This window comes from Streptomyces sp. x-19, from assembly GCF_046549115.1.
GTDB lineage: Bacteria > Actinomycetota > Actinomycetes > Streptomycetales > Streptomycetaceae > Streptomyces > Streptomyces albulus_C.
Genome location: NZ_JAJPWK010000006.1, coordinates 305160 through 326676, shown reverse-complemented (window position 1 = coordinate 326676; position 21517 = coordinate 305160). Strand labels below are relative to the sequence as shown.

Here is a 21517-nt window from a genome sequence, read left to right as displayed (position 1 = left end):
CGCCAATCCCGGCCGATCATGCCGCTGGTCAGGCGCTTTGCTCCAACGAAGCGGCTCGTTGCCGCACCGCGCGGCGGGCCGCCGCGGGCCCGCCGTTTGGAGATAAGGATGGGCAGTCGGATCGTCGGTGTCGAGTACCGGATCGGGAATCCGGGGAGTTTGCCCGAATTCCTCCGCCCGGGAATTCCCCGGAAAAGCGAATTCGCCGACCCGGGCCCGGAAGTCGCTCCGACGAGAACGGCACGATGAACGGGACGGAGAAATTCCGCCACGGCCCGGTGCCGGGCGGGTCGGTGCCGGGCGGGCGTTCCGGTCGCTCGGCGGCGGGCCGGCCCGCCGCCGGTCACCGCCCCGACCAGCGGTACCGCAGCTCCGGCCGGCCCACCTGCCCGTACTGCGGCGCCCGGGCGGCGCGGCCGCCGGCCACCAGGTGTTCCAGGTACCGGCGGGCCGTGATCCGGGAGATGCCCACGTCCGCGGCGGCCTCGGTCGCGGTCAGCCCGTCGGCGGCGGCCCGCAGCACCTCCGTCACCGCCCGCAGGGTCGCCGGGGTCAGCCCCTTGGGCAGCGCGGCCGGCTGCGGGGCGCGCAGCGCCGCCAGCGCCCGGTCCACCTCGTCCTGGCCGCTGGCCTCCCCGCTGGTGGCCCGGAACTCGGCGTAGCGCAGCAGCCGGTCCCGCAGGGTGGCGAAGGTGAACGGCTTCAGCACGTACTGCACGACGCCCAGGGAGACGCCCTCGCGGACCATCGCCAGGTCGCGGGCGGAGGTGACCGCGATGATGTCCGCGCTCTGGCCGGCCGCGCGCAACGTCCGCAGCAGTTGCAGACCGTGGCCGTCCGGCAGGAAGAGGTCCAACAGCGCCAGGTCGACCGGGTGCTGGTCGAGGTGGCGGCGGGCGCCGGCCCCCGAGTGCACGGTGCCGGACACCGCGAAGCCCGGCACCCGCCCCACGTACAGGGCGTGCGCGGCCGCGGCGACCGGATCGTCCTCGACGACCAGCACCCGGATGGTCCCGGTGCTCATCGGACTCCCGTCCCTTCCGCCGCCCGCAGGGGCAGCCGCACGGTGAACCGCGCACCGCCCTGCGGCCCCCGGGTGAGCCCGACCGTGCCGTCGTGCCGGTGCACCGCCTGCCGCACCAGTGCCAGACCCAGCCCCCGGGCCCCGCCGCCCGCGTGCTCCTTGGTGCTCCAGCCGCGCCGGAAGACCTCCTCGGTGGTCTCCGCGGCGACCCCCGGGCCGTTGTCCGCGACGCACAGCAGCAGTTCGCCGCCGTCGGCCCGCGCGGTGACCCGCACCTGGGGTGGCGCGTCGTGCTCCTGCGGCGGCGCGGCGGCGTCCAGGGCGTTGTCGATGAGGTTGCCCAGCACCGTCACCAGGTCGCGGGCGGGCAGGTCCGGCGGGATCACCCCGTCGTCGATCCGACTGTCCTCGGTCAACACCAGCTCCACGCCGTGCTCGTTGGCCTGTGCGGCCTTGCCCAGCAACAGTGCGGCCAGCACCGGTTCGGCGACCGCGCCCACCACCCGGTCGGTCAGCGCCTGCGCCAGCTCCAACTCGGCGGTGGCGAACTCCACCGCCTCGTCCGCCCGGCCCAGTTCGATCAGCGAGACCACCGCGTGCAGTCGGTTGGCCGCCTCGTGCGCCTGCGAGCGCAACGCCTCGGCGAAGCCCCGGACCGAGTCCAACTCGCCTGACAGTGCCTGGAGTTCGGTGTGGTCGCGGAGGGTGACGACGCTGCCGCGGCGCTGACCTCCGGAGACCGGCGAGGAGTTGACGACCAGCACCCGCTCGCCGGTCAGGTGCAGTTCGTCGACCCGGGGGCCGGCCGCCAGCAGCGCCGCGGTCAGCGGCTCCGGCAGCCCCAGCCCGTCCACCGGCCGCCCCACCGCGTCCCCGGTCAGGCCCAGCAGCTCCCGCCCGCCGTCGTTGATCAGCGCGACCCGGCCGGCCCCGTCCAGCATCAGCAGCCCCTCGCGGACGGCGTGCAGCGCCGCCTCGTGGTAGTCGTACATCCGGGCCAGCTCGGCCGTGTTCATCCCGTGGGTGTGCCGGCGCAGCCGGGCGTTGACCACGTACGTGCCCAGGCCGCCCAGCGCCAGCGCCGCCGCGGCCACCCCCACCAGCGCCAGGACCTGGTCCCGCAGCTGCTCGCTGATCGTGGCGATGGTGATGCCGGAACTGACCAGCGCGGTGATCGCGCCGCCCCGCTCGGGGTCGCGGACCGGGGCGACGACCCGCACGGACGGGCCGAGCACCCCCATGTGCGTCTCCGGGAAGACCTCGCCGCGCAGCGCCGGGCCGATGTGGCCGAGGTACTTCCCGCCGATCGCGGACGGCTCGGGGTGCGTCCAGCGCGTCCCGTCCGGCGCCATCACCACCACGAAGTCCACCCCGGCGTCCCGGCGCAGCCGCTCGCTGTACGGCTGGAGCGCGGCGGTCGGGTCCTTCGTGCGGGCCGCGGCCACCACGGCCGGGGAGTCGGCGACGGCGGTGGCCGCCGCGGTCGCCTGCCGCCGCGCGGTCTCCTCCGCCTGCCGTTCGGCGCTCACGTACGCGAAGACCGCGCAGCCCAGGACCACCACCGCCACCAGGACCACCTGCATGGCGAAGAGCTGCCCGGCGAGGCTGCGGGGGCCGCGCAGCCGCCGCGGCGGGCGGGAACGGGGGAGGTGCATGCAGAACAGTCTGCACGGTCACTTTTACGTGAACGAAATGTACGTAAGGGTGACGGGCGCCACAGCGCCGTGCATAGTCGCCGGGACCTGTTGTGCGCCGTGAGCCGCTTCACCGGCGCAGAACCATGGCCCCCGTCAGAAAGGTGGCAGCCGTGGCTGCACAGACCCCGTCGTCCCGGGGCACCGCCGAGGACGCTCCGCCGGCCAAGCGGGACCGGACCCACTTCCTCTACCTCGCCGTGATCGGCGCGGTCCTGCTCGGCATCGCCGTGGGCTTCGCCGCGCCCGGCGTCGCCGTCGAGCTCAAACCGCTCGGCACCGGGTTCGTCAACCTCATCAAGATGATGATCTCGCCGGTGATCTTCTGCACGATCGTGCTGGGCGTCGGCTCGGTCCGCAAGGCGGCCAAGGTCGGTGCGGTCGGCGGGCTGGCGCTCGGCTACTTCATGGTGATGTCCACGGTGGCGCTGGCCATCGGCCTCCTCGTCGGCAACCTCCTCGACCCCGGCTCCGGCCTGCACCTGACGGAGGCGCTCCGGCACGCCGGGCAGGCCCAGACCGCCGGCGGCCACGAGTCCACCACCGACTTCCTCCTCGGCATCATCCCGACGACGCTGGTCTCCGCGTTCACCCAGGGCGAGGTACTCCAGACCCTGCTGGTGGCCCTGCTGGTGGGCTTCGGGCTCCAGGCGCTCGGCCCGGCGGGCGAGCCGGTGCTGCGCGGCATCGGCCATGTGCAGAAGCTGGTCTTCCGGGTGCTGTCGATGATCATGTGGGCGGCGCCGGTGGGGGCCTTCGGCGCGATGGCCGCGGTCGTCGGCGCCACCGGGCTCGGCGCCCTGAAGTCGCTGGCCGTCATCATGGTCGGCTTCTACCTGACCTGTCTGCTCTTCGTCGTGGTCGTGCTCGGCGCGCTGCTCCGGCTGGTCGCCGGGGTGAACGTGCTGGCGCTGCTGAAGTACCTCGGCCGCGAGTTCCTGCTGATCCTGTCGACCTCCTCCTCGGAGTCGGCGCTGCCGCGGCTGATCGCGAAGATGGAGCACCTCGGCGTCAGCCGCCCGGTCGTCGGCATCACCGTCCCGACCGGCTACAGCTTCAACCTCGACGGCACCGCCATCTACCTGACCATGGCCTCGCTGTTCGTCGCCGAGGCGATGGACAAGCCGCTCTCCCTCGGTCAGCAGGTCTCGCTCCTCGTCTTCATGATCATCGCGTCGAAGGGGGCGGCCGGGGTCACCGGCGCGGGCCTGGCGACGCTGGCCGGCGGACTCCAGTCGCACCGGCCCGAACTCGTCGACGGCGTCGGCCTGATCGTCGGCATCGACCGCTTCATGAGCGAGGCCCGGGCGATGACCAACTTCGCCGGCAACGCGGTGGCCACCGTCCTGATCGGCACCTGGACCAAGGAGATCGACAAGGCCCGGGTCGCCGAAGTGCTCGCCGGCCGGCTGCCGTTCGACGAACGGACGCTGAACGCCGACGGCCACGGCGCCCCGTCCGACACCGGGGCGCCGGCACCGGCCGACGGCGGCAAGGCGCCCGCCGCGGTCTGACGCTCCGCCGGTCGACGCCGGCCGAGCGCCTCGGGGGCGCAGGAGGGGAGAAGGGGCGGGCGCCCGTGGCGCCCGCCCCTTCCGCGCGCCGCCCGCCCGGCCCCGCCCGGCTAGGCGGGCACCAGCCAGACGGTGGCCAGCGGGGGCAGCACCACCGCGATCGAGGTGCGGCGGCCGTTGGCGGCGACCGGCTCGGTCTTCAACGGATCGGGGTTGGTGACGCCGCTGCCGCCGAAGCGCGGATCATCGGTGTTGAGGACCTCGCGCCAGACCGGGACGTCCCCGGGCACCCCCAGCCGGTAGGCGTGCCGCACGACGGGCGAGAAGTTGCTGAGCGCGATCAGCGGGCTGCCGTCGGCGGCGTGGCGCAGGAAGGAGAAGACGTTGTCCTCGCTGGCGTTGCCGTCGATCCAGCCGAAGCCGGCCGGGTCGGTGTCGCGCTCCCACAGCGCGGGGGTCGCCGCGTAGCGGTGGTTCAGCTCCCGGACCAGGTCCCGCACGCCCCGATGGTCCGGCTCCGCCTCGTAGGACGGGTCCAGCAGCCACCAGTCCGGGCCGTGCTGCTCCGCCCACTCCGCACCCTGGGCGAACTCCTGCCCCATGAAGAGCAGTTGCTTGCCCGGATGGGCCCACATGAAGCCCAGGTACGCGCGGTGGGTGGCGCGCCGCTGCCACCAGTCGCCGGGCATCTTCGAGACCAGCGCCCGCTTGCCGTGCACCACCTCGTCGTGCGAGATCGGCAGCACGTAGTTCTCCGAATAGGCGTAGACCATGGAGAACGTCATCTCGCCGTGGTGGTACTTGCGGTGCACCGGCTCCTTCTCGACGTAGCCGAGCGAATCGTGCATCCAGCCCATGTTCCACTTCAGCCCGAAGCCCAGCCCGCCGAAGCCGTCCGGCCCCACGTGGTGCGTGGCGCGGGTGACGCCGTCCCAGGCCGTGGACTCCTCGGCGACCGTGACGACGCCGGGGCAGCGGCGGTAGACCGTCGCGTTCATCTCCTGGAGGAAGGCCACCGCGTCGAGGTTCTCCCGGCCGCCGTGGACGTTCGGCGTCCAGCCGCCCTCCTCGCGCGAGTAGTCGAGGTAGAGCATCGAGGCCACCGCGTCCACCCGCAGCCCGTCGATGTGGAACTCCTCGCACCAGTACACCGCGTTGGCGACCAGGAAGTTCCGCACCTCGGTGCGGCCGTAGTCGAACTCCAGCGTCCCCCAGTCCGGGTGGGCGGCCCGCGCCGGGTCCCCCGGCTCGTACAGCGGCCGTCCGTCGAACTCCGCCAGCGCCCAGGCGTCCCGCGGGAAGTGCGCCGGCACCCAGTCCATCAGCACCCCGATCCCGGCCCGGTGCAGGGCGTCGACCAGGAACTTGAAGTCGTCCGGGGTGCCCATCCGGGCGGTCGGCGCGTAGAAGCCGGTCACCTGGTAGCCCCAGGAGCCGCCGAAGGGGTGCTCGGCCACCGGCATGAACTCGACGTGGGTGAACTCCAGGTCCTTGACGTACGCGGGCAGCTGCGCAGCCAGTTGACGGTAGGTCAGGCCGGGTCGCCAGGACGCCAGGTGCACCTCGTAGACGGAGAACGGCGCGGCGTGCACGGGGCGCGCGCCGCGCCGGGCCATCCAGTCGGCGTCCTGCCACGCGTGGTGCGAGGCGTGCACCACCGAGGCGGTGGCCGGCGGACACTCGGTGCGCCGGGCCATCGGGTCGGCCCGGACCGTCCTCGACCCGTCCGGCCGGGTGATCTCGAACTTGTACAGCTCGCCCTCGCCCAGGCCCGGCAGGAACAGCTCCCACACCCCGGACGAGCCCAACGACCGCATCGGGGTGCCGGTGCCGTCCCAGTGGTTGAAGTTCCCCACCACCCGCACGCCCCGGGCGTTGGGCGCCCACACGGTGAACCGGGTGCCGCTCACCCCCTGGTGCGTCATGACCCGCGCCCCGAGCGCCTGCCACAACTGCTCGTGCCGGCCCTCGGCGAACAGATGCAGGTCCAGCTCCCCGACCGCCGGCAGGAAGCGATAGGCGTCCGGCACGGTCACGGTGGTGTCGTCGTACTCGACCAGCAGCGCGTACGCGGGGACCTCGGCGAGCGGCAGCACGCCCGCGAACAGCCCGTCCCCCTCGGAGTGCAGGGGTACCCGCAGCCCCGGAGCCACCACGGTGACGGCCCGGGCGAACGGCCGCAGGGCCCGCACCAGCAGCCCGCCGGACACCGGGTGCGCGCCGAGCAGGGCGTGCGGGTCGTGGTGCGCCCCGGCGAGCAGCCGCCCGCGGTCCTCGGCGGCCAGCGGCGCGGCCCGGCCCGCACCGGCCGGGGTCGGGCGGGTCGGGCGAGTCGGTCGGGCCGGGCCGGGCGGGGCGGCGCCGGATGCGGGCTCGGGGGCGGCGGAACGGGGGCGACGGGCGGTCACGGGTGGGCCTCCTCGGGGCGGGGGTCGATCAGTCGGTTCCGGCGGACGCGGTGCGACGGACGGCGGGGCGGGCGGGGCCGGCGCCCACCGCCCCGCGGGCGCGGGCTCAGCCGGACCCCTGCTCCCCGCAGGACGCCAGCCGCCGGATCGCCGCCATCGGCACCGCCAGCCAGTCCGGCCGGTGCCGGGCCTCGTACAGCACCTCGTAGACGGCCTTGTCGGTCTCGTAGGCCCGCATCAGTTCCGGCGCCGAGCGCGGGTCCAGGCCGCCCGCCTCGGCGTAGCCCAGGCAGTACGCGGCGCGGGTGCGGCGGGCCCACTCCAGCGCCCACGGGTCGCTGCCGGCCGGGCCGCTGCGCGCCGCGTAGTCGAACGAGCGGAGCATCGCGGCGACGTCACGGACGGCCGGCTGCGGACGGCGCCGCTCGGCCAGCGGCCGGGCCGGTTCGCCCTCGAAGTCGATCAGCGCCCAGCGGCCCCCTTCGACGGACCGCAGCGTCTGCCCCAGATGCAGGTCGCCGTGGATGCGCTGGGCGGCCCAGCTGCGGCCGTCGTGGCCCATCGCGGCAAGCGCGTCGAAGGCGGTCCGCAGCCGCCCCCGGTAGGGCTGGAGCACCGGCACCGCGCGGGCGGTGGCCTCCAGGCGTTCGTTCATCTGGGCGGCGATCGCGTCCAGCTGCGGGCGGCGCAGCTCGGTGGTGGGGAGCGCCTGGGCGAGCGCGGTGTGCACCTCGGCGGTGGCGTGGCCGAGGGCGCGTGCCGAACGGGTGAAGTCGGCGCGCACCGCGAGCGCGTTCAGGGCCAGCTGCCAACCGTCGCCGGAGCCGGCCAGGAAGGGCTGGAGGACGCCCAGTGTCGTCGCCTCGCCCGCCTCGTCGGGGGCCGCGGCCTCGAACCACGCGGCGGGCGCCGGCACCCGGGCGCACTTGGCGCCGGCCAGCGCCCGCGGCAGCTCCAGATCAGGGTTGACCCCGGGCTCGATCCGCCGGAAGACCTTCAGGATGAACGTATCTCCATAGACGATCGAGGAGTTGGACTGCTCCACCGCGATCGGCCGGGCCGGCAGTCCGGAGGGGATGTCGACGTCCGGTTCGCGGCAGAAGCGCAGCGCCCCGATCCGGCCGGGCACCCGCAACCGCTCCAGCAGCAGCGCGCACAGCCGGTTGTCCAGCAGCGCGTCGTAGACGGTGCGCCCGCGCAGCGGGCCGCCGGTCGGGCGGCCGACCACCGCGGGCGCCAGGTGGGGCGGCGGCGCGGGGTGGGTGCCCAGCAGCAGCTGGTAGCAGTCGCCGCCGGCCGGGGTGCGGCTGGGCGGCGCGCTCTGTTGGGCGCGGACGAGCAACTGGAGCAGGCCCGGCGTGCTGCCGCTGCCGGTGCACGGCAGTAGTTCGGTGGCCGCGACCAGCGTGAAGCCGGTGAGCAGCCGTCCCTTGCCGGCGAACCAGCGTTGGCGCGGTACCCACTCGGCCAGCAGTGGCGCCAGCGAGGAGAGCAGATCGGGTGCGGCGACGAGCGAGCGGTCAGGGGTGAGGCGGGTGGCACGGGTCGAGGCGGTGTCCGACATGGCGTCGCGTCCTTTCCCCGGGCACACGACAGACTGGGCAAAGTGTCCCGGAATGCGGCCTTTACGAGGCGGCCGTGCGGAACGTGTCGGGCGAGATCGTCCGTACGGCGTGGCGTTTTCGGCGTTTCTCGGCGTTCGCTTCGCTGTGCGGCGGTGCCTCCCCGAGCTCTGACGAGCAGGGGACCCTCACCCGGGTCGGGGGCCGGCATGGGCCCTGCGGACCACCCGGCCCGTGAGGTAGTAGGGAGGTTGCCCGAGCGAAAGGTCGAAAAACGCCCGTACGCGCCGGAGGGTCGCGTACGGGCGGGATTTCCCGGGGTCCGGTGGCGGCGCGGTCGCGGTCGCGGTGGCTCGTGGCCGGCCGCGCCGGCTCCACCGGACGGCCCTAACCGGCGTGGTGCGCGGTCCTGCGGAGCCGGAACCAGTAGAAGCCGTGGCCCGCCAGGGTCAGCAGGTACGGCAGCTTGCCGATCGCGGGGAAGCGGACGCCGCCGATGAGTTCCACCGGATGGCGGCCGCTGAACGCCTGGAGGTCCAGCTCGGTGGGCTGCGCGAACCGCGAGAAGTTGTTCACGCACAGCACCAGGTCGTCGTCGGCGTCGTCCTTGCCCGGGGATTCCCGGAGGTAGGCGAGCACCGCGGGGTTGGACGACGGCAGCTCGGTGTAGCTGCCGAGTCCGAAGGCGGGGTTCTGCTTGCGGATCTCGATCATCCGGCGGGTCCAGTGCAGCAGCGACGAGGGCGAGCTCATCGCGGCCTCGACGTTGGTGACCTGGTAGCCGTAGACCGGGTCCATGATGGTCGGCAGGAACAGCCGGCCGGGGTCGCACGAGGAGAAGCCGGCGTTGCGGTCCGGGGTCCACTGCATCGGGGTGCGCACGGCGTCCCGGTCGCCGAGCCAGATGTTGTCGCCCATCCCGATCTCGTCGCCGTAGTACAGGATCGGCGAGCCGGGCAGCGACAGCAGCAGCGCGGTGAACAGCTCGATCTGGTTGCGGTCGTTGTCGAGCAGCGGGGCCAGCCGGCGGCGGATGCCGATGTTGGCGCGCATCCGCGGGTCCTTGGCGTACTCCGCGTACATGTAGTCGCGCTCTTCGTCCGTGACCATTTCGAGGGTCAGCTCGTCGTGGTTGCGCAGGAAGATGCCCCACTGGCAGCCGGACGGGATCTGCGGCGTCTTGGCGAGGATCTCCGAGACCGGGTAGCGCGACTCCCGGCGGACCGCCATGAAGATGCGCGGCATGACCGGGAAGTGGAAGGCCATGTGGCACTCGTCGCCGCCGACCGCGTAGTCGCCGAAGTAGTCGACCACGTCCTCCGGCCACTGGTTCGCCTCGGCCAGCAGCACGGTGTCCGGGTACTGCGCGTCGATCTCGGCGCGCACCCGCTTTAGGAAGGCGTGCGAGGCCGGCAGGTTCTCGCAGTTGGTGCCCTCCTCGGCGTAGAGGTACGGCACGGCGTCCAGCCGGAAGCCGTCGATGCCCAGGTCGAGCCAGAAGCGCAGGGCGGAGATCATCTCCTCCTGGACCGCCGGGTTCTCGTAGTTGAGGTCCGGCTGGTGGGAGAAGAAGCGGTGCCAGTAGTACTGCTTGCGGACCGGGTCGAAGGTCCAGTTGGAGACCTCGGTGTCGACGAAGATGATCCGGGCGTCGGCGTACTGCTTGTCGTCGTCGGCCCAGACGTAGTAGTCGCCGTACGGGCCGTCCGGATCGGTGCGGGACTCCTGGAACCACGGGTGCTGGTCGCTGGTGTGGTTCATCACCATGTCGATGATGACCCGCATCCCGCGCTGGTGGGCGGCGTCCACGAACTCCACGAAGTCGGCCAGGTCACCGAACTCGGGGAGCACCGCGGTGTAGTCCGCGACGTCGTAGCCGCCGTCGCGCAGCGGGGATTTGAAGAACGGCGGCAACCAGAGGCAGTCCACCCCCAGCCACTGCAGGTAGTCGAGCTTGGCCGTGATGCCCTTGAGGTCCCCGATTCCGTCACCGTTGCTGTCCTGGAAGGACCGGACCAGCACCTCGTAGAAGACCGCCCGTTTGAACCAGTCGGGATCGCGGTCCTTCGCCGGGGTGTCTTCGAACGTGTCGGGAACGGGCTCATTGACGATCAATTGGGTGACCCTCCGATCGGTGAGGACGGTCGCAGCGACAGCACATGGGCCGGCGCGAGCGAGCTGCCCGGCTCCAGGCGCACATAGTTGTCCCTGCCCCAGTGGTAGGTGTCGCCGGTGAGCTCATCGCGCACCGGGAAGGACTCAAGCCGGCCGAGGCCGAGTTCCGGCATGTCCAACGACACCGTCGCCTCGTGGGTGTGGTGCGGGTCGAGGTTGACCACCGTGAGCACCGCGTCGTTGCCCGCGCGCTTGGAGTACGCGAGGACGGCGTCGTTGTCGACGCGGTGGAAGTGCAGGTTGCGCAGCTGTTGCAGGGCGGGATGGCGGCGACGGATGCGGTTCAGGGCGGTGATCAGCGGGGCGATGGTCCGCCCCTCGCGGGCCGCGGCCTCCCAGTCGCGGGGCCGCAGCTGGTACTTCTCCGAATCCAGGTACTCCTCGCTGCCGGGCCGCACCGCGGTGGCCTCGCACAGCTCGTAGCCCGCGTACAGGCCCCAGCTGGGGGAGAGGGTGGCGGCCAGGACGGCGCGGGACGCGAAGGCCGGGCGGCCGCCCTCCTGGAGGTGCGCGTGCAGGATGTCGGGTGTGTTCACGAAGAAGTTGGGCCGCAGGTAGGCGGCGCCCTCACCGGTCAGCTCGGTGAGGTAGTCGGTCAGTTCCTGCTTGGTGTTGCGCCAGGTGAAGTACGTGTACGACTGCTGGAACCCGATCTGGGCGAGGGTGTGCAGCATCGCCGGACGGGTGAACGCCTCCGCCAGGAAGAGCACGTCCGGATCGGTGCGGTTGATGTCGCTGAGGACCTTCTCCCAGAACGCCACCGGCTTGGTGTGCGGGTTGTCCACCCGGAAGATCCGGACGCCCTTGGCCATCCAGAAGCGCAGCAGGCGCTCGGTCTCCCGGACCAGCCCGCGGAAGTCGGCGTCGAAGGCCACGGGATAGATGTCCTGGTACTTCTTCGGCGGGTTCTCCGCGTAGGCGACCGAGCCGTCGGCGCGGTGGTGGAACCACTGCGGGTGCAGGGTGACCCAGGGGTGGTCCGGGGAGCACTGGAGGGCGAAGTCCAGCGCCACCTCCATCCGCAGGTCGCGGGCGGTCCGCACGAAGTGGTCGAAGTCCTCGAAGGTGCCCAGGTCCGGGTGGAGCGCGTCGTGGCCGCCCGCCGGCGACCCGATGGCCCAGGGGGAGCCGACGTCGTGGGCACCGGCCGAGAGCGCGTTGTTGGGGCCCTTGCGGTGGCTGGTGCCGATCGGGTGGATCGGGGGGAGGTAGACCACGTCGAATCCCATCGCGGCGACCGCGGGCAGCCGCTCGGCGGCGGTGCGCAGGGTGCCGCTGACCAGCGTGCCGTCCGGGCCGGGCACGGCGCCCTCGGAGCGCGGGAAGAGCTCGTACCAGGAGCCGTACAGGGCCCGGCGGCGCTCGACGACCAGCGGCATCGGGCGGGAGACGGTGAGCAGTTCGCGCAGCGGGTGGCGGTCCAGCGCCTCGGTGACCTGCGGGGCGAGCGCGGTGGCCAGGCGGGTGGCGGCCGGCAGGGTGGTGTCCCGCAGTGCGTCGACCGCGGCCAGCACCGCCTCCCGGCCGTCGCTCTTGGGGACCTCGGTCGCGGCCCGCTCGTGCAGCGCGGCGCCCTCGGTGAGGACCAGCTCGGTGTCGATCCCGGCCGGGACCTTGACCGCCGCGTGCCGGCGCCAGGTGGCGACCGGGTCGGACCACGCCTCCACGGTGAACGTCCAGCGCCCCTCGATGTCGGGGGTGACCTCGCAGACCCACCGGTCGGTGCCCGGTGCCTGCTCCCGCATCGGGGTCCACGGGCCGCAGCGGCCCGCCGGGTTGCGCAGCACCACGTTCGCGGCGACCGCGTCGTGGCCTTCTCGGAAGACCGTGGCGGAGACCTCGAAGGTTTCGTCCACCACGGCCTTGGCCGGGCGGCGACCGCAGTCGATCTGCGGGCGGATGTCCAGTACAGGGATGCGACCGATCATGGGCTCACCTGGGTTTGTGGTGCTTTGAGGGGTTTTGTCCTTTCTATCCGCTCCACGGTGAGGGGGCGGGGTGCGGGCATGGGCACTCCTGTCCGCTTTCACTCTGCTGGCGCATGGTGCGGCGGGCCGGATCGGCTCCCGCCGGCCGGTTGCGCGCGACGGCGCTCTTGGTGAGCCTTCCCGCGCACACGCGGGCTGAATGCCGCGGGAATGTGAACTACCGATGTGTAGCCCCTCACGCCGTGCGCTCCGGTGGGCGAGGGCCGCCGCTCTGGTGGGCGGCTGCGGCTCGGTGCTGACACGGTCGACGTTCGCCTCCTCAACTCGGTGTGATCACAGCGGAGTTGCGGTGTGCGGAAGTCCGTTGCCGCGCCGGGGCCCGTCGGCGCCACCCTCGCAGCCTCTCGCCGCGCGGGTGTCCGTACAAGAGCGCCTGAGGGGGTGGAATTGGCCATATCGACGGACCGGGCAGTACGGGGCGGTGGTCGCCGGTCAGCGTCGTGCGGCGGGCGACCCGCCGTCGGCGCGCGGGACGGCCCGACCGGCGACCGCCGCCGACCGGGGGCGGGGGTGCGCCGTGCGTCGGGTGGCCGGTGGGGTGCGCGGTCCGGAGTGTGGTGCGCCGGCGGGGCGGTGGGCCCGCGGGACAGGGGGCCGGCCGGGCGGAGCTGGCCGAAAAAAGCCGGCGTGGCCGGGGGAGTGTTCCCCCGGCCACGCCGGTGCGGTGCGGCCAACCGGCCGCGGTGGTGCCTTACTTGACGTTCACGCCGGTCCAGGCCGACTCGACGCCCTTGACCTCGGCGCTGTCCGCGCCGTAGAGGTCGGTGGCCGCCTTGACGGTCGCCTCGCGGGCCGCCTTGTAGTCGGTGGTCGAGGTCATGTACGCGGTCAGCGCCTTGAACCAGATCTTCTCGGCCTTGTCCCGGCCGATGCCGGTGACCTTGGAGCCGTCCGCGGTCGGGCTGTCGTAGTGGTCGCCGTTGGCGTCCTTCGGGCCGCTGCCCTCGGACAGCAGGTAGAAGAAGTGGTTGGCGATGCCGGAGGAGTAGTGGACGTCGACGTTGCCGGCGTCGGCGCTCCAGTTGTCCAGGGACTGGCCGTCCTTGGAGGGCTTGTCCATGTAGCGCAGCGGCTTGCCGTCGCCGTTGATGTCGATCTTCTTGCCGATGAAGTAGCTGCCCGGCTCCTCGGGGTTCTTCGCGTAGAACGCGACGGAGGCGCCGAAGATGTCCGACGTGGCCTCGTTCAGGCCGCCGGACTCACCGCTGTACTCCAGACCCGCGGTGGCCGAGGTGACGCCGTGCGACATCTCGTGGCCCGCGACGTCGAGGGCGGTCAGCGGCTTGTTGTTGCCCTCGCCGTCGCCGTACGTCATGCAGAAGCAGCTGTCGTCCCAGAACGCGTTGACGTAGTTCTGGCCGTAGTGGACGCGGGACGTGGCACCCTTGCCGTCGCCCTTGATGCCGCTGCGGCCGTGCACGTTCTTGTAGTAGTCCCAGGTCTCCTGGGCGCCGTAGGCGGCGTCGACGGCGGCGGTCTGCGGGTTGCTGGGCTTGCCGTCGCCCCACGTGTCGGTGGAGTTGGTGAACAGCTTGCCGTCGCCGCTCTCGCTGCCGCCCAGGTCGAACGTCGCGTGGCCGCCGCGGGAGTCGTCGGTCAGCTCGTAGCCGTTGGCGCCCTTCTTGGTCGTGAGGTCGACCTTGCCGGCGTACTCGCTGTTGCCGACGCCGTTCTCGATGCCCTGGTACTGGTAGAGCTTCTTGCCGGTGTCGGCGTCGGTGATGACGTGCAGCTGGTTGGGCGTGCCGTCCTTCTGGACGCCGCCGACCACGGTCTCGTAGGCCAGCACCGGGGTGCCCTTGGCGGCCCAGATCACCTTGTGAGGCGCCGGCGCGTCGACCTTCTTGGCGCCGATGGTCTTGGTCGCGGTCGACTCGGCGGCCAGCGCGGCGGCCTTCGGGGCGATCTTCGCGGTGGTGGAGGCGACCGCGACCTTCGCCTTGGTGGCCTTGCTGACGCCCTTGACGGCGCCGCCCTTGGCGGTGTGCACGACCAGGTCGCCGCCGAGCACCGGCAGGCCGGCGTAGGTGCGGTCGTAGCGGGTGTGCACGGTGCCGTCGGTGTCCTTGATGACGTCCTTGACGACCAGCTTCTCCTGCGCGCCCAGGCCCAGCGTCCTGGCGGTCTGCGCCGTGGCGGCCTGCGCGCCCTGCACCAGCTCCGCGTGGTGCGAGGTGCTGAGCGCGAGCGGGGCGCCGCCGTGGGGGGCGGGGGCGGCACCGGCGGTACCGGCGGCCGTGATGCCGGCGACGAGCAGGGCCGCGGCGGCGGCGACCGAACCGGTCACACGGGTCTTACGGGATATGTGGGGGGTCACGCGTGCTCCTTCAACTTTGCCAAGTGGTGGGGGTGCAAAGCGATGCGGGTGTGACATGCGTCGGGAAGACTGCCATTCGAACGCGTGCATGTCAGGGGGATGTTCGGAGGTTGGCCGAAAATCGTCCGTACAGAGGTGCTCGATGTCCGGATAACGGAGCGGGGCGCCGCTCCCGGGGATCCGGGGGCGACGCCCAACTCGACTGCTTGGTGGATCAGTTGTCCCGATCAGCGGGATATGTTCGGCTGGCGGCCTGCTCTGTCACATCGGGATGACGGGCATATTGCCGGTTGCTGTCAGAACGTCAGCTTCCAGCCGTTGAGGGTGCCCGAGTCGCCCGCGTAGACGTCCTGGACACGCAGCTTCCAGGTGCCGTTCGCGGCCTTCGTCGAGGCGTTGACGGTGTACGTGGCCTTCACGTCGGCGGCCGAGTCCGCGATGCTGGAGCTCTTCAGCCGGTACGCGGTGCCGTCCGGGGCCAGCAGGTCGATGACCAGGTCACCGCGCCAGCTGTGGGTGATGTCCACCGTCACCTTGAGGCCGCTGGGGGCGTTGCCGCTGCGGCTGACCGGGATCGGTGAGGTGATCGCCGCGCCGCCGTCCGGGATGGCGACCTTGGTGTTGTTCTCGAAGACGCTGCCGCCGCCGACCGGGTTGACGGTCCAGGTGAAGGACGTGGTCCCGGTCTTCTTGGCCGCGTCGGTGACCGTCACGGTGACCGTGGCGGTGCCGGCGGTGGTCGGGGTGCCCGAGATCAGGCCGGTGCCGGCGTTGAGGGACAGCCCGGCGGGCAGTCCGGTCGCCGCGTAGGACAGCGCGCCGGTGGTGCCGCTGTTGGCCTTGATCTGGAGGCTGGCCGCCTGGCCGACGGTGCTGGTCTGGTTGCCGGGGTTGGTGACCGAGACCCCGCCGTCGGAGACCCGGGAGCCGACGTTCACCGCCGCCCAGGTGTTGGCGACCGTGTTGTACGTGGCGCTGCCCTGGCCGAACAGGTCGGCGGCGGCCTGGAGGGTGGCGGTGCGCGCGCCCGCGTAGTTGGTGTTGGCGCTCATGTACTGGCTGAGCGCCTTGAACCAGACCTTCTCGGCGTTGGCCCGGCCGATGCCCGGCACCGGCTGGTTGTCGTAGGTCGGGCTGTCGTAGTGGACGCCGCCGATGTCCTTGGCGCCGCTGCCCTCGGACAGCAGGTAGAAGAAGTGGTTGGCGACGCCGGAGGAGTAGTGCACGTCCTTGTTGCCGACGGTGCTCGACCAGTAGTCGGCGGAGGCGCCGTCCTTGGAGGGCTTGTCCATGTAGCGCAGCGGGGTGCCGTCGCCGTTGATGTTGATCTTCTCGCCGATGAGGTAGTCACCGGGGTCGGCCGGGTTGTTGGCGTAGAACTCCACGGCGGCGCCGAAGATGTCCGAGGTGGCCTCGTTCAGGCCGCCGGACTCGCCGCTGTAGGTGAGGTTGGCGGTGGCCGCGGTGACGCCGTGCGACATCTCGTGGCCGGCCACGTCCAGGGCGGTCAGCGGGTCGGCGTTGTTGGCGCCGTCGCCGTAGGTCATGCAGAAGCAGCCGTCGTCCCAGAAGGCGTTGACGTAGCTGTTGCCGTAGTGCACGCGGGAGTAGGCGCCGACGCCGTCCCCGCGGATGCCGGTGCGGCCGTGCACGTTCTTGTAGTAGTCCCAGGTCTCCTGGGCGCCGTAGGCGGCGTCGACGGCGGCGGTCTGCGGGTTGCTGGCGGTGCCGTCGCCCCAGGTGTCGTCGGCGTCGGTGAACAGCGAACCGGTGCCGGACGAACCGTGGTTGAGGTTGTACGTCTTGTGGCCGCCGCGGGTGCCGTCGGTCATCGTGAAGTTCGGCGCGGAGCCGGAGGTCCCGATGGTGACCTTGCCGCTGTACTCGCTGTTGCCGATGCCGTTCTCGATGCCCTGGTACTGGAAGATCTTCGCGCCGGTGGTGGCGTCGGTGATGACGTGCAGCTGGTTGGGCGTGCCGTCGTCCTGGAGGCCGCCGACCACCGTCTCCCAGGCCAGTCGTGGGGTGCCGTCGGCGGCCCAGACGACCTTGCGCGGCGCCTGGTCGGCCGCGGTCTTCGTGGAGCCGAGCGACTTGGCCGCGGAGACCGCCTTGCCCGCGGCGGTGGCTGGGGCGACCTTGGCGGTGGTGGAGGGCACCGCGAGGGCCTTCTTGAGGGCCTTGGTGGTGCTCTTGACCGCACCGGTCTTCGCGGTGTGCACGACGAGGTCGCCGCCGAGTACCGGCAGGCCCTCGTAGGTGCGCTCGTAGCGGGTGTGCACGGTGCCGTCGACGTCCTTCTCGACGTCCTTGACGACCAGCTTCTCCTGGGCGCCGAGCTGGAGCCGCCGGGCGGTGGCGGCGGTGGTGCCGTTCGCCGTGCGGATCAGTTCGGCCCGCTGGGACGGGGAGAGCTTGGCGGGCAGCGCACCGGCGGCGGGGACCGCCTGCGGGCCCGGGCGGGCGGCGGGAGCGCCCTGCGGGCTGGCCGCCGCGCCGGTACCGGCCTGGACGCCGACGGCCAGCAGTGCGGTGACCGCGACCAGCGCGCCGGTCGCCACGGCGCGCCGCTGCGGGGTGGATCTATGGGGGGTGCGTCTCACACTGACTCCTTCTGCGGGGCCGCGACATGAGGGGGGCGGCCAAGGGGGACCGGGCGGCGGAGCGGCCGTCCGGGCAGAGCGAGGCAGAACTCGTGGAGCGTGTGTGGGGGGTGCGGTGCTGGTGGAGCTGGGGCGCGGCCGCCCGGCGCGGTGCCGTGGGGTCCGGGTGGCGGCTGCCGGGAAGAGTGCCACCACTGGCGAGTGGTTGTCAGGTGCTCATCAACTAAATGGCCGGAAAACGTCCGTTGGGCGAAATCCACGTCCGGAAAGCGGACGGGCGGGCGGGGTGTTCGGCCGAGGGGATCCGGGGCGCTCCGGTGCCTCCGGCGCGGCCGCCGGGTCAGCCCACGCTCTCCCGCCAGGCCCGGTGCAGCGCCGCGTACCGGCCGTGGCCGGCGGCCAGCGCGGCCGGGGCGCCGTCCTCCACGATCCGGCCGTCCGCCATCACCAGCACCCGGTCGGCGGACTCCACCGTGGACAGCCGGTGCGCGATCACCAGCGCCGTCCGGCCGTGCAGCACCGCGCCCATGGCCCGCTGCACCGCCCGCTCACCGGGGATGTCCAACGAACTGGTCGCCTCGTCCAGGAGGAGCACCGCCGGATCGGCCAGCAACGCCCTCGCGAATCCGACGAGTTGGCGCTGGCCGGCGGAGAGCCGGCCGCCGCGCTTGCGGACGTCGGTGTCGTAGCCGTCCGGCAGGGCGGCGATGAAGTCGTGGGCGCCGATCGCCCGCGCGGCCCCCTCGACCTCCGCACGGTCGGCGTCCGGGCGGCCCAGGGCGATGTTGTCGGCGACCGTGCCGGAGAACAGGAACGCCTCCTGGGTGACCATCACCACCGCGCGGCGCAGCGCGGCGCCGGACAGCTCGCGCAGATCGACCCCGTCCACCTCCACCCGGCCCTCCGAGGGGTCGTGGAAGCGGGCCAACAACCGGGCGAGGGTGGACTTGCCGGCGCCCGTGGCGCCGACCACCGCGACGGTGCTGCCGGCCGCCAGCGTCAGATCGAACCGCGGCAGCACCTCGCCGCCCGTGCGGTACCCGAAGCGCACGCCGCGGAAGGCCACCTCGCGGCCGGGCCGGCCCGGGGTCACGGGCGGCAGCGCCCGGGGCAGCGCCGGCTCGGGCACCGACGGCCGCTGGGCCAGCAACCCGGCGATCTTCTCCAGCGAGGCGGCCGCCGACTCGTAGGAATTCAGGAACACGCCCAGCCGGTCGATGGGGTCGTAGAGCCGGCGCAGGTAGAGCGTCGCGGCGGCCAGCACGCCCAGGGCGAGCGCACCGGTGGCGACGCGGTAGGCGCCCCACAGGACGAGGGCGGCGATCGCGACGTTGGCCGTCATGCGGGAGCCGACGACGAAGCGCGCCATCGCCAGGATCGCATCGCCGTTGAACTGCCGGTGGCGGGCGTTGAGGTCGGCGAAGGCCGCGTCGTTGGCGGGCTCGCGGCGGAACGCCTGCACCGGACGAATCCCGCCCAGCGTCTCGGTGAACCGCACGATGACGGCGGCGATGGCGGTGGACTTGGCGCGGTAGGCCCGGTGCGAACTCCGCTGGAACGCACGCACGAGGAGCGCCAGCGGCACCGCGGAGAGCAGCGCCGCGACGCCCAGGCCCAGGTCCAGCCAGAGCAGCAGCGCGCTGATGTAGAGCGTCGACAGGACGACCGTGACCAGCTCCTGGAGGCCCTCCTCCAGGAGTTCGCGCAGCGCCTCCACGTCGGTGGTGGCGCGGGATATCAACCGGCCGGAGGTGTAGCGCTCGTGGAAGTCCAGGCCGAGGTCCTGGGCGTGCCGGAAGATCCGGCCGCGCAGGTCCAGCAGCACGTCCTGGCCGGCCCGGGCGGACAGCCGGACGAAGACCCACTGGAGGCCGCCGGCGACCGCCGCGGACAGCGCCGCCGCCACGGCCAGGACCAGCAACGGACCGCGGTCGCCCGCCCGCAGGGCCGGCACCGCCCGATCCAGGGCGTAGGCGACCAACAGCGGGCTGGCCTGCGCGGCGGCCTGCTGGAGCAGCAGGGCGACGGTGGCGGCCCACACCCGGCCGCGGTGCGGGGCGAGCAGCGAACCCAGCAGGGCGCGCGAGGCGCCCTTGGGGGTGGGCAGCAGGTCCGCCTCGAAGGCGTCCGGGGCGCCGCCCGGCGGGACCGGCCGCCCGTCCGCGGCGGGCGGTGCGGCCGACGGGCCGGTGCCGCAGCCGTCGCCTCCCGGGCCGTCGACCGGTCGGCCGGTCTCCGTCGTCGTCATCGCCCGTCCTCCCCCTCGTGCCGCTCCGTGGCGCGCGCCGGGCCGCCGGACATCAACGCCGCGTAAAGCGCGTTCTCCCGCAGGAGTTGGTGGTGGGTGCCGACGGCGACGATCCGGCCGCCCGACAGCAGCGCCACCCGGTCGGCCAGCAGCACCGTGGACGGCCGGTGCGCGACCACCAGCGCGGTGGTGGTCGCCAGCACCTCCCGCAGCGCCGCCTCCACCCGGGCCTCGGTGTGCACGTCGAGCGCGGAGAGCGGGTCGTCCAGGATCAGGCAGCGCGGCCGGCCGACCACCGCGCGGGCCAGCGCCAACCGCTGCCGCTGCCCGCCCGACAGGGTCATCCCCTGCTCGCCGACCCCGGTGGCGGTGCCCTGCGGGAGGGCGGCCACGAACTCCTCGGCCTGCGCCACCCGCAGGGCCCGCCGCAGCGCCGCGGCGCGCTCCGCCGCCGGTCCGTCCGCCCCGCCCATCAGGACGTTCTCCGCCACCGTCGTGGAGAACAGGGTCGGCTCCTCGAAGGCCACCGCGACCAGCGTGCGGGCCTCCTGGCGGGTGAGCGTCGCCAGGTCCCGCCCGTCCAGGGTGATCCGGCCCGCGGTCGGGTCGTACAGCCGGGGGACCAGCGCCGTCAGGGTGGTCTTGCCGCTGCCGGTGGCCCCGACCAGCGCCATCGTCTCCCCGGGCCGCACGTGCAGGTCGACGCCCCGCAGCGTCGGCGGGGAGCCCGGGGGCGCGTCGGGGTAGCGGAACTCCACCGCTTCGAAGACCAGGCCCCCGCCGGGTCGTTCGCCGTCCGCGGTCCGGCCGCCGCGGGCGGCGCCGTCCTCGGCCACCGGCGGCTCGTCCAGCACCTCGAAGTACCGGTCGGCCGCGGTCGCCGCCGCACTGCTCATCGCCAGCAGGAAGCCGATCGAGTCGACCGGCCAACGCAGCGCCAGCGCCGTCGACAGGAACGCGACGAGGGTGCCCGCGGAGAGTTGCCCGTCGGCCACCTGGACGGTGCCGAGCACCAGCGCGGCGCCCAACGCCAGCTCCGGAAGGAGGGTGTTGACGCCCCAGATGGCGGCCAGCAGACGGGCCTTGCGCAGCTCGGTGCCGCGGACCGCGCCGGCCAGCTCGCCGAACGCCCGGGCCTGGGCGCGGTGGCGTCCGAACCCCTTGACGATCCGGATGCCGAGCACCGACTCCTCGACGACCGTGGTCAGGTCGCCGACCTGGTCCTGGGCCCGGCGGGCGGCCTGCCCGTACCGGGCCTGGAAGACCGAGCACACCACCATCAGCGGCAGCACCGGCGCCAGCAGCACCAGTCCGAGCGTCCACTGCTGGACCAGCAGGAGCACTCCGCCCACCACGATCGTCGCGCCGTTGACCAGCAGGAACGTCATCGGGAAGACCAGGAACAGGCGTAACAGCTGGAGGTCGGTGGTGGCCCGGGAGAGCAACTGCCCCGTGGCCCAGCGGTCGTGGAAGGCGACCGGCAGCCGCTGCACGTGGCGGTAGAGCGCCTCCCGCATCGCCGCCTCCACCGCGGCCGTCGGCCGGGAGACCAGCCACCGCCGCAGCCCGAAGAGCAGCGCCTCGGCGACCCCGAGCAGCAGCAGGTACCCGCCGCCCCGCCACACCCCGCCGGTGTCCCCGTGCGACACCGGCCCGTCCACCAGCCACTTGAGCACCAGCGGGATGACCACCGAGAGGCAGGACGCCACCACCGCCACCCCGGCGGCGAGGAACAGCCGCACCCGCACCGGGCGGACGAACGGCCACAGGCGGAGCAGCGAGCGCACCGCGGAGCGCCGTACCGCTCCGGTCCGCTCGCCGGGCGAGGTCGAACACGTGGTCGTGGCCATCACCGCGAGCGTACGGCGTGCCACTGACAGCGCTCACGTGGTTTTCGCCGAGGCGTCCGGAACGGGGTCGGGGCGGGGCCGGTTCCCGTCCTCGGCCCAAGTGGTGCTGATCTCCCGTCAGTTGGCACGGAAGT

The 21517-nt window shown here is 72.9% G+C and carries 11 protein-coding genes; 1 reads left to right on the top strand and 10 read right to left on the bottom strand.

The annotated features are described in order from the left end of the window. Nucleotides 1-343: 343 nt before the first annotated feature. Both ACLJT4_RS18510 and ACLJT4_RS18505 read right to left on the bottom strand, forming a co-directional pair. Nucleotides 344-1024, bottom strand: coding sequence for a response regulator (locus ACLJT4_RS18510; protein WP_411123368.1), 681 nt, complete (start codon nt 1022-1024; stop codon nt 344-346). After that, entirely contained in the window at nt 1021-2679 is a 1659-nt protein-coding gene (locus ACLJT4_RS18505; RefSeq protein WP_411123367.1) for an ATP-binding protein, read from the bottom strand. The genes ACLJT4_RS18510 and ACLJT4_RS18505 overlap by 4 nt, the downstream gene beginning before the upstream one ends. Before the next feature lie 152 nt (nt 2680-2831). On the opposite strand from ACLJT4_RS18505, the gene ACLJT4_RS18500 reads away from it, so the two are divergent. Next, complete coding sequence (locus ACLJT4_RS18500) at nt 2832-4232, top strand: cation:dicarboxylate symporter family transporter (protein WP_411123366.1); 1401 nt, start codon at nt 2832-2834, stop codon at nt 4230-4232. A gap of 110 nt (nt 4233-4342) precedes the next feature. On the opposite strand, the gene glgB is transcribed toward ACLJT4_RS18500, so the two are convergent. From glgB to ACLJT4_RS18460, 8 genes are all read right to left on the bottom strand, one after another. Next, nucleotides 4343-6640 (bottom strand): 1,4-alpha-glucan branching enzyme, encoded by a 2298-nt coding sequence (gene glgB / locus ACLJT4_RS18495; protein WP_411123365.1) that lies wholly within the window; start codon nt 6638-6640, stop codon nt 4343-4345. A gap of 106 nt (nt 6641-6746) precedes the next feature. After that, the gene (locus ACLJT4_RS18490; RefSeq protein ID WP_411123364.1) at nt 6747-8204 is read right to left on the bottom strand and encodes a maltokinase N-terminal cap-like domain-containing protein; all 1458 of its coding nucleotides are present in this window, start codon (nt 8202-8204) and stop codon (nt 6747-6749) included. Between the two features lie 385 nt (nt 8205-8589). Next, entirely contained in the window at nt 8590-10317 is a 1728-nt protein-coding gene (gene treS / locus ACLJT4_RS18485) for a maltose alpha-D-glucosyltransferase (protein ID WP_411123363.1), read from the bottom strand. Beyond that, nucleotides 10314-12305, bottom strand: a complete 1992-nt coding sequence (locus tag ACLJT4_RS18480; protein WP_411123362.1) for an alpha-1,4-glucan--maltose-1-phosphate maltosyltransferase — start codon at nt 12303-12305, stop codon at nt 10314-10316. Before ACLJT4_RS18480 ends, treS begins: the two co-directional genes overlap by 4 nt. A gap of 751 nt (nt 12306-13056) precedes the next feature. Then, complete coding sequence (locus ACLJT4_RS18475; protein WP_411123361.1) at nt 13057-14682, bottom strand: M4 family metallopeptidase; 1626 nt, start codon at nt 14680-14682, stop codon at nt 13057-13059. 296 nt (nt 14683-14978) lie between these two features. Beyond that, on the bottom strand, nt 14979-17243 hold the full coding sequence (locus ACLJT4_RS18470; protein ID WP_411123360.1) for a M4 family metallopeptidase: 2265 nt from the start codon (nt 17241-17243) through the stop codon (nt 14979-14981). Nucleotides 17244-17625: 382 nt separating this feature from the next. Beyond that, nucleotides 17626-19533 (bottom strand): ABC transporter ATP-binding protein, encoded by a 1908-nt coding sequence (locus tag ACLJT4_RS18465; RefSeq protein WP_411123359.1) that lies wholly within the window; start codon nt 19531-19533, stop codon nt 17626-17628. Next, nucleotides 19530-21383: an ABC transporter ATP-binding protein gene (locus tag ACLJT4_RS18460; protein WP_411123358.1), complete on the bottom strand. Its 1854-nt coding sequence runs from the start codon at nt 21381-21383 to the stop codon at nt 19530-19532. The genes ACLJT4_RS18465 and ACLJT4_RS18460 overlap by 4 nt, the downstream gene beginning before the upstream one ends. Between the last annotated feature and the right edge of the window lie 134 nt (nt 21384-21517).

Bases quoted from the DNA above. Each gene is read 5' to 3' on its own strand.
- ACLJT4_RS18510 (WP_411123368.1), bottom strand. From the start codon at position 1,024: ATGAGCACCGGGACCATCCGGGTGCTGGTCGTCGAGGACGATCCGGTC.
- ACLJT4_RS18505 (WP_411123367.1), bottom strand. From the start codon at position 2,679: ATGCACCTCCCCCGTTCCCGCCCGCCGCGGCGGCTGCGCGGCCCCCGC.
- ACLJT4_RS18490 (WP_411123364.1), bottom strand. From the start codon at position 8,204: ATGTCGGACACCGCCTCGACCCGTGCCACCCGCCTCACCCCTGACCGC.
- ACLJT4_RS18480 (WP_411123362.1), bottom strand. From the start codon at position 12,305: ATGATCGGTCGCATCCCTGTACTGGACATCCGCCCGCAGATCGACTGC.
- ACLJT4_RS18465 (WP_411123359.1), bottom strand. From the start codon at position 19,533: ATGACGACGACGGAGACCGGCCGACCGGTCGACGGCCCGGGAGGCGAC.
- ACLJT4_RS18460 (WP_411123358.1), bottom strand. From the start codon at position 21,383: ATGGCCACGACCACGTGTTCGACCTCGCCCGGCGAGCGGACCGGAGCG.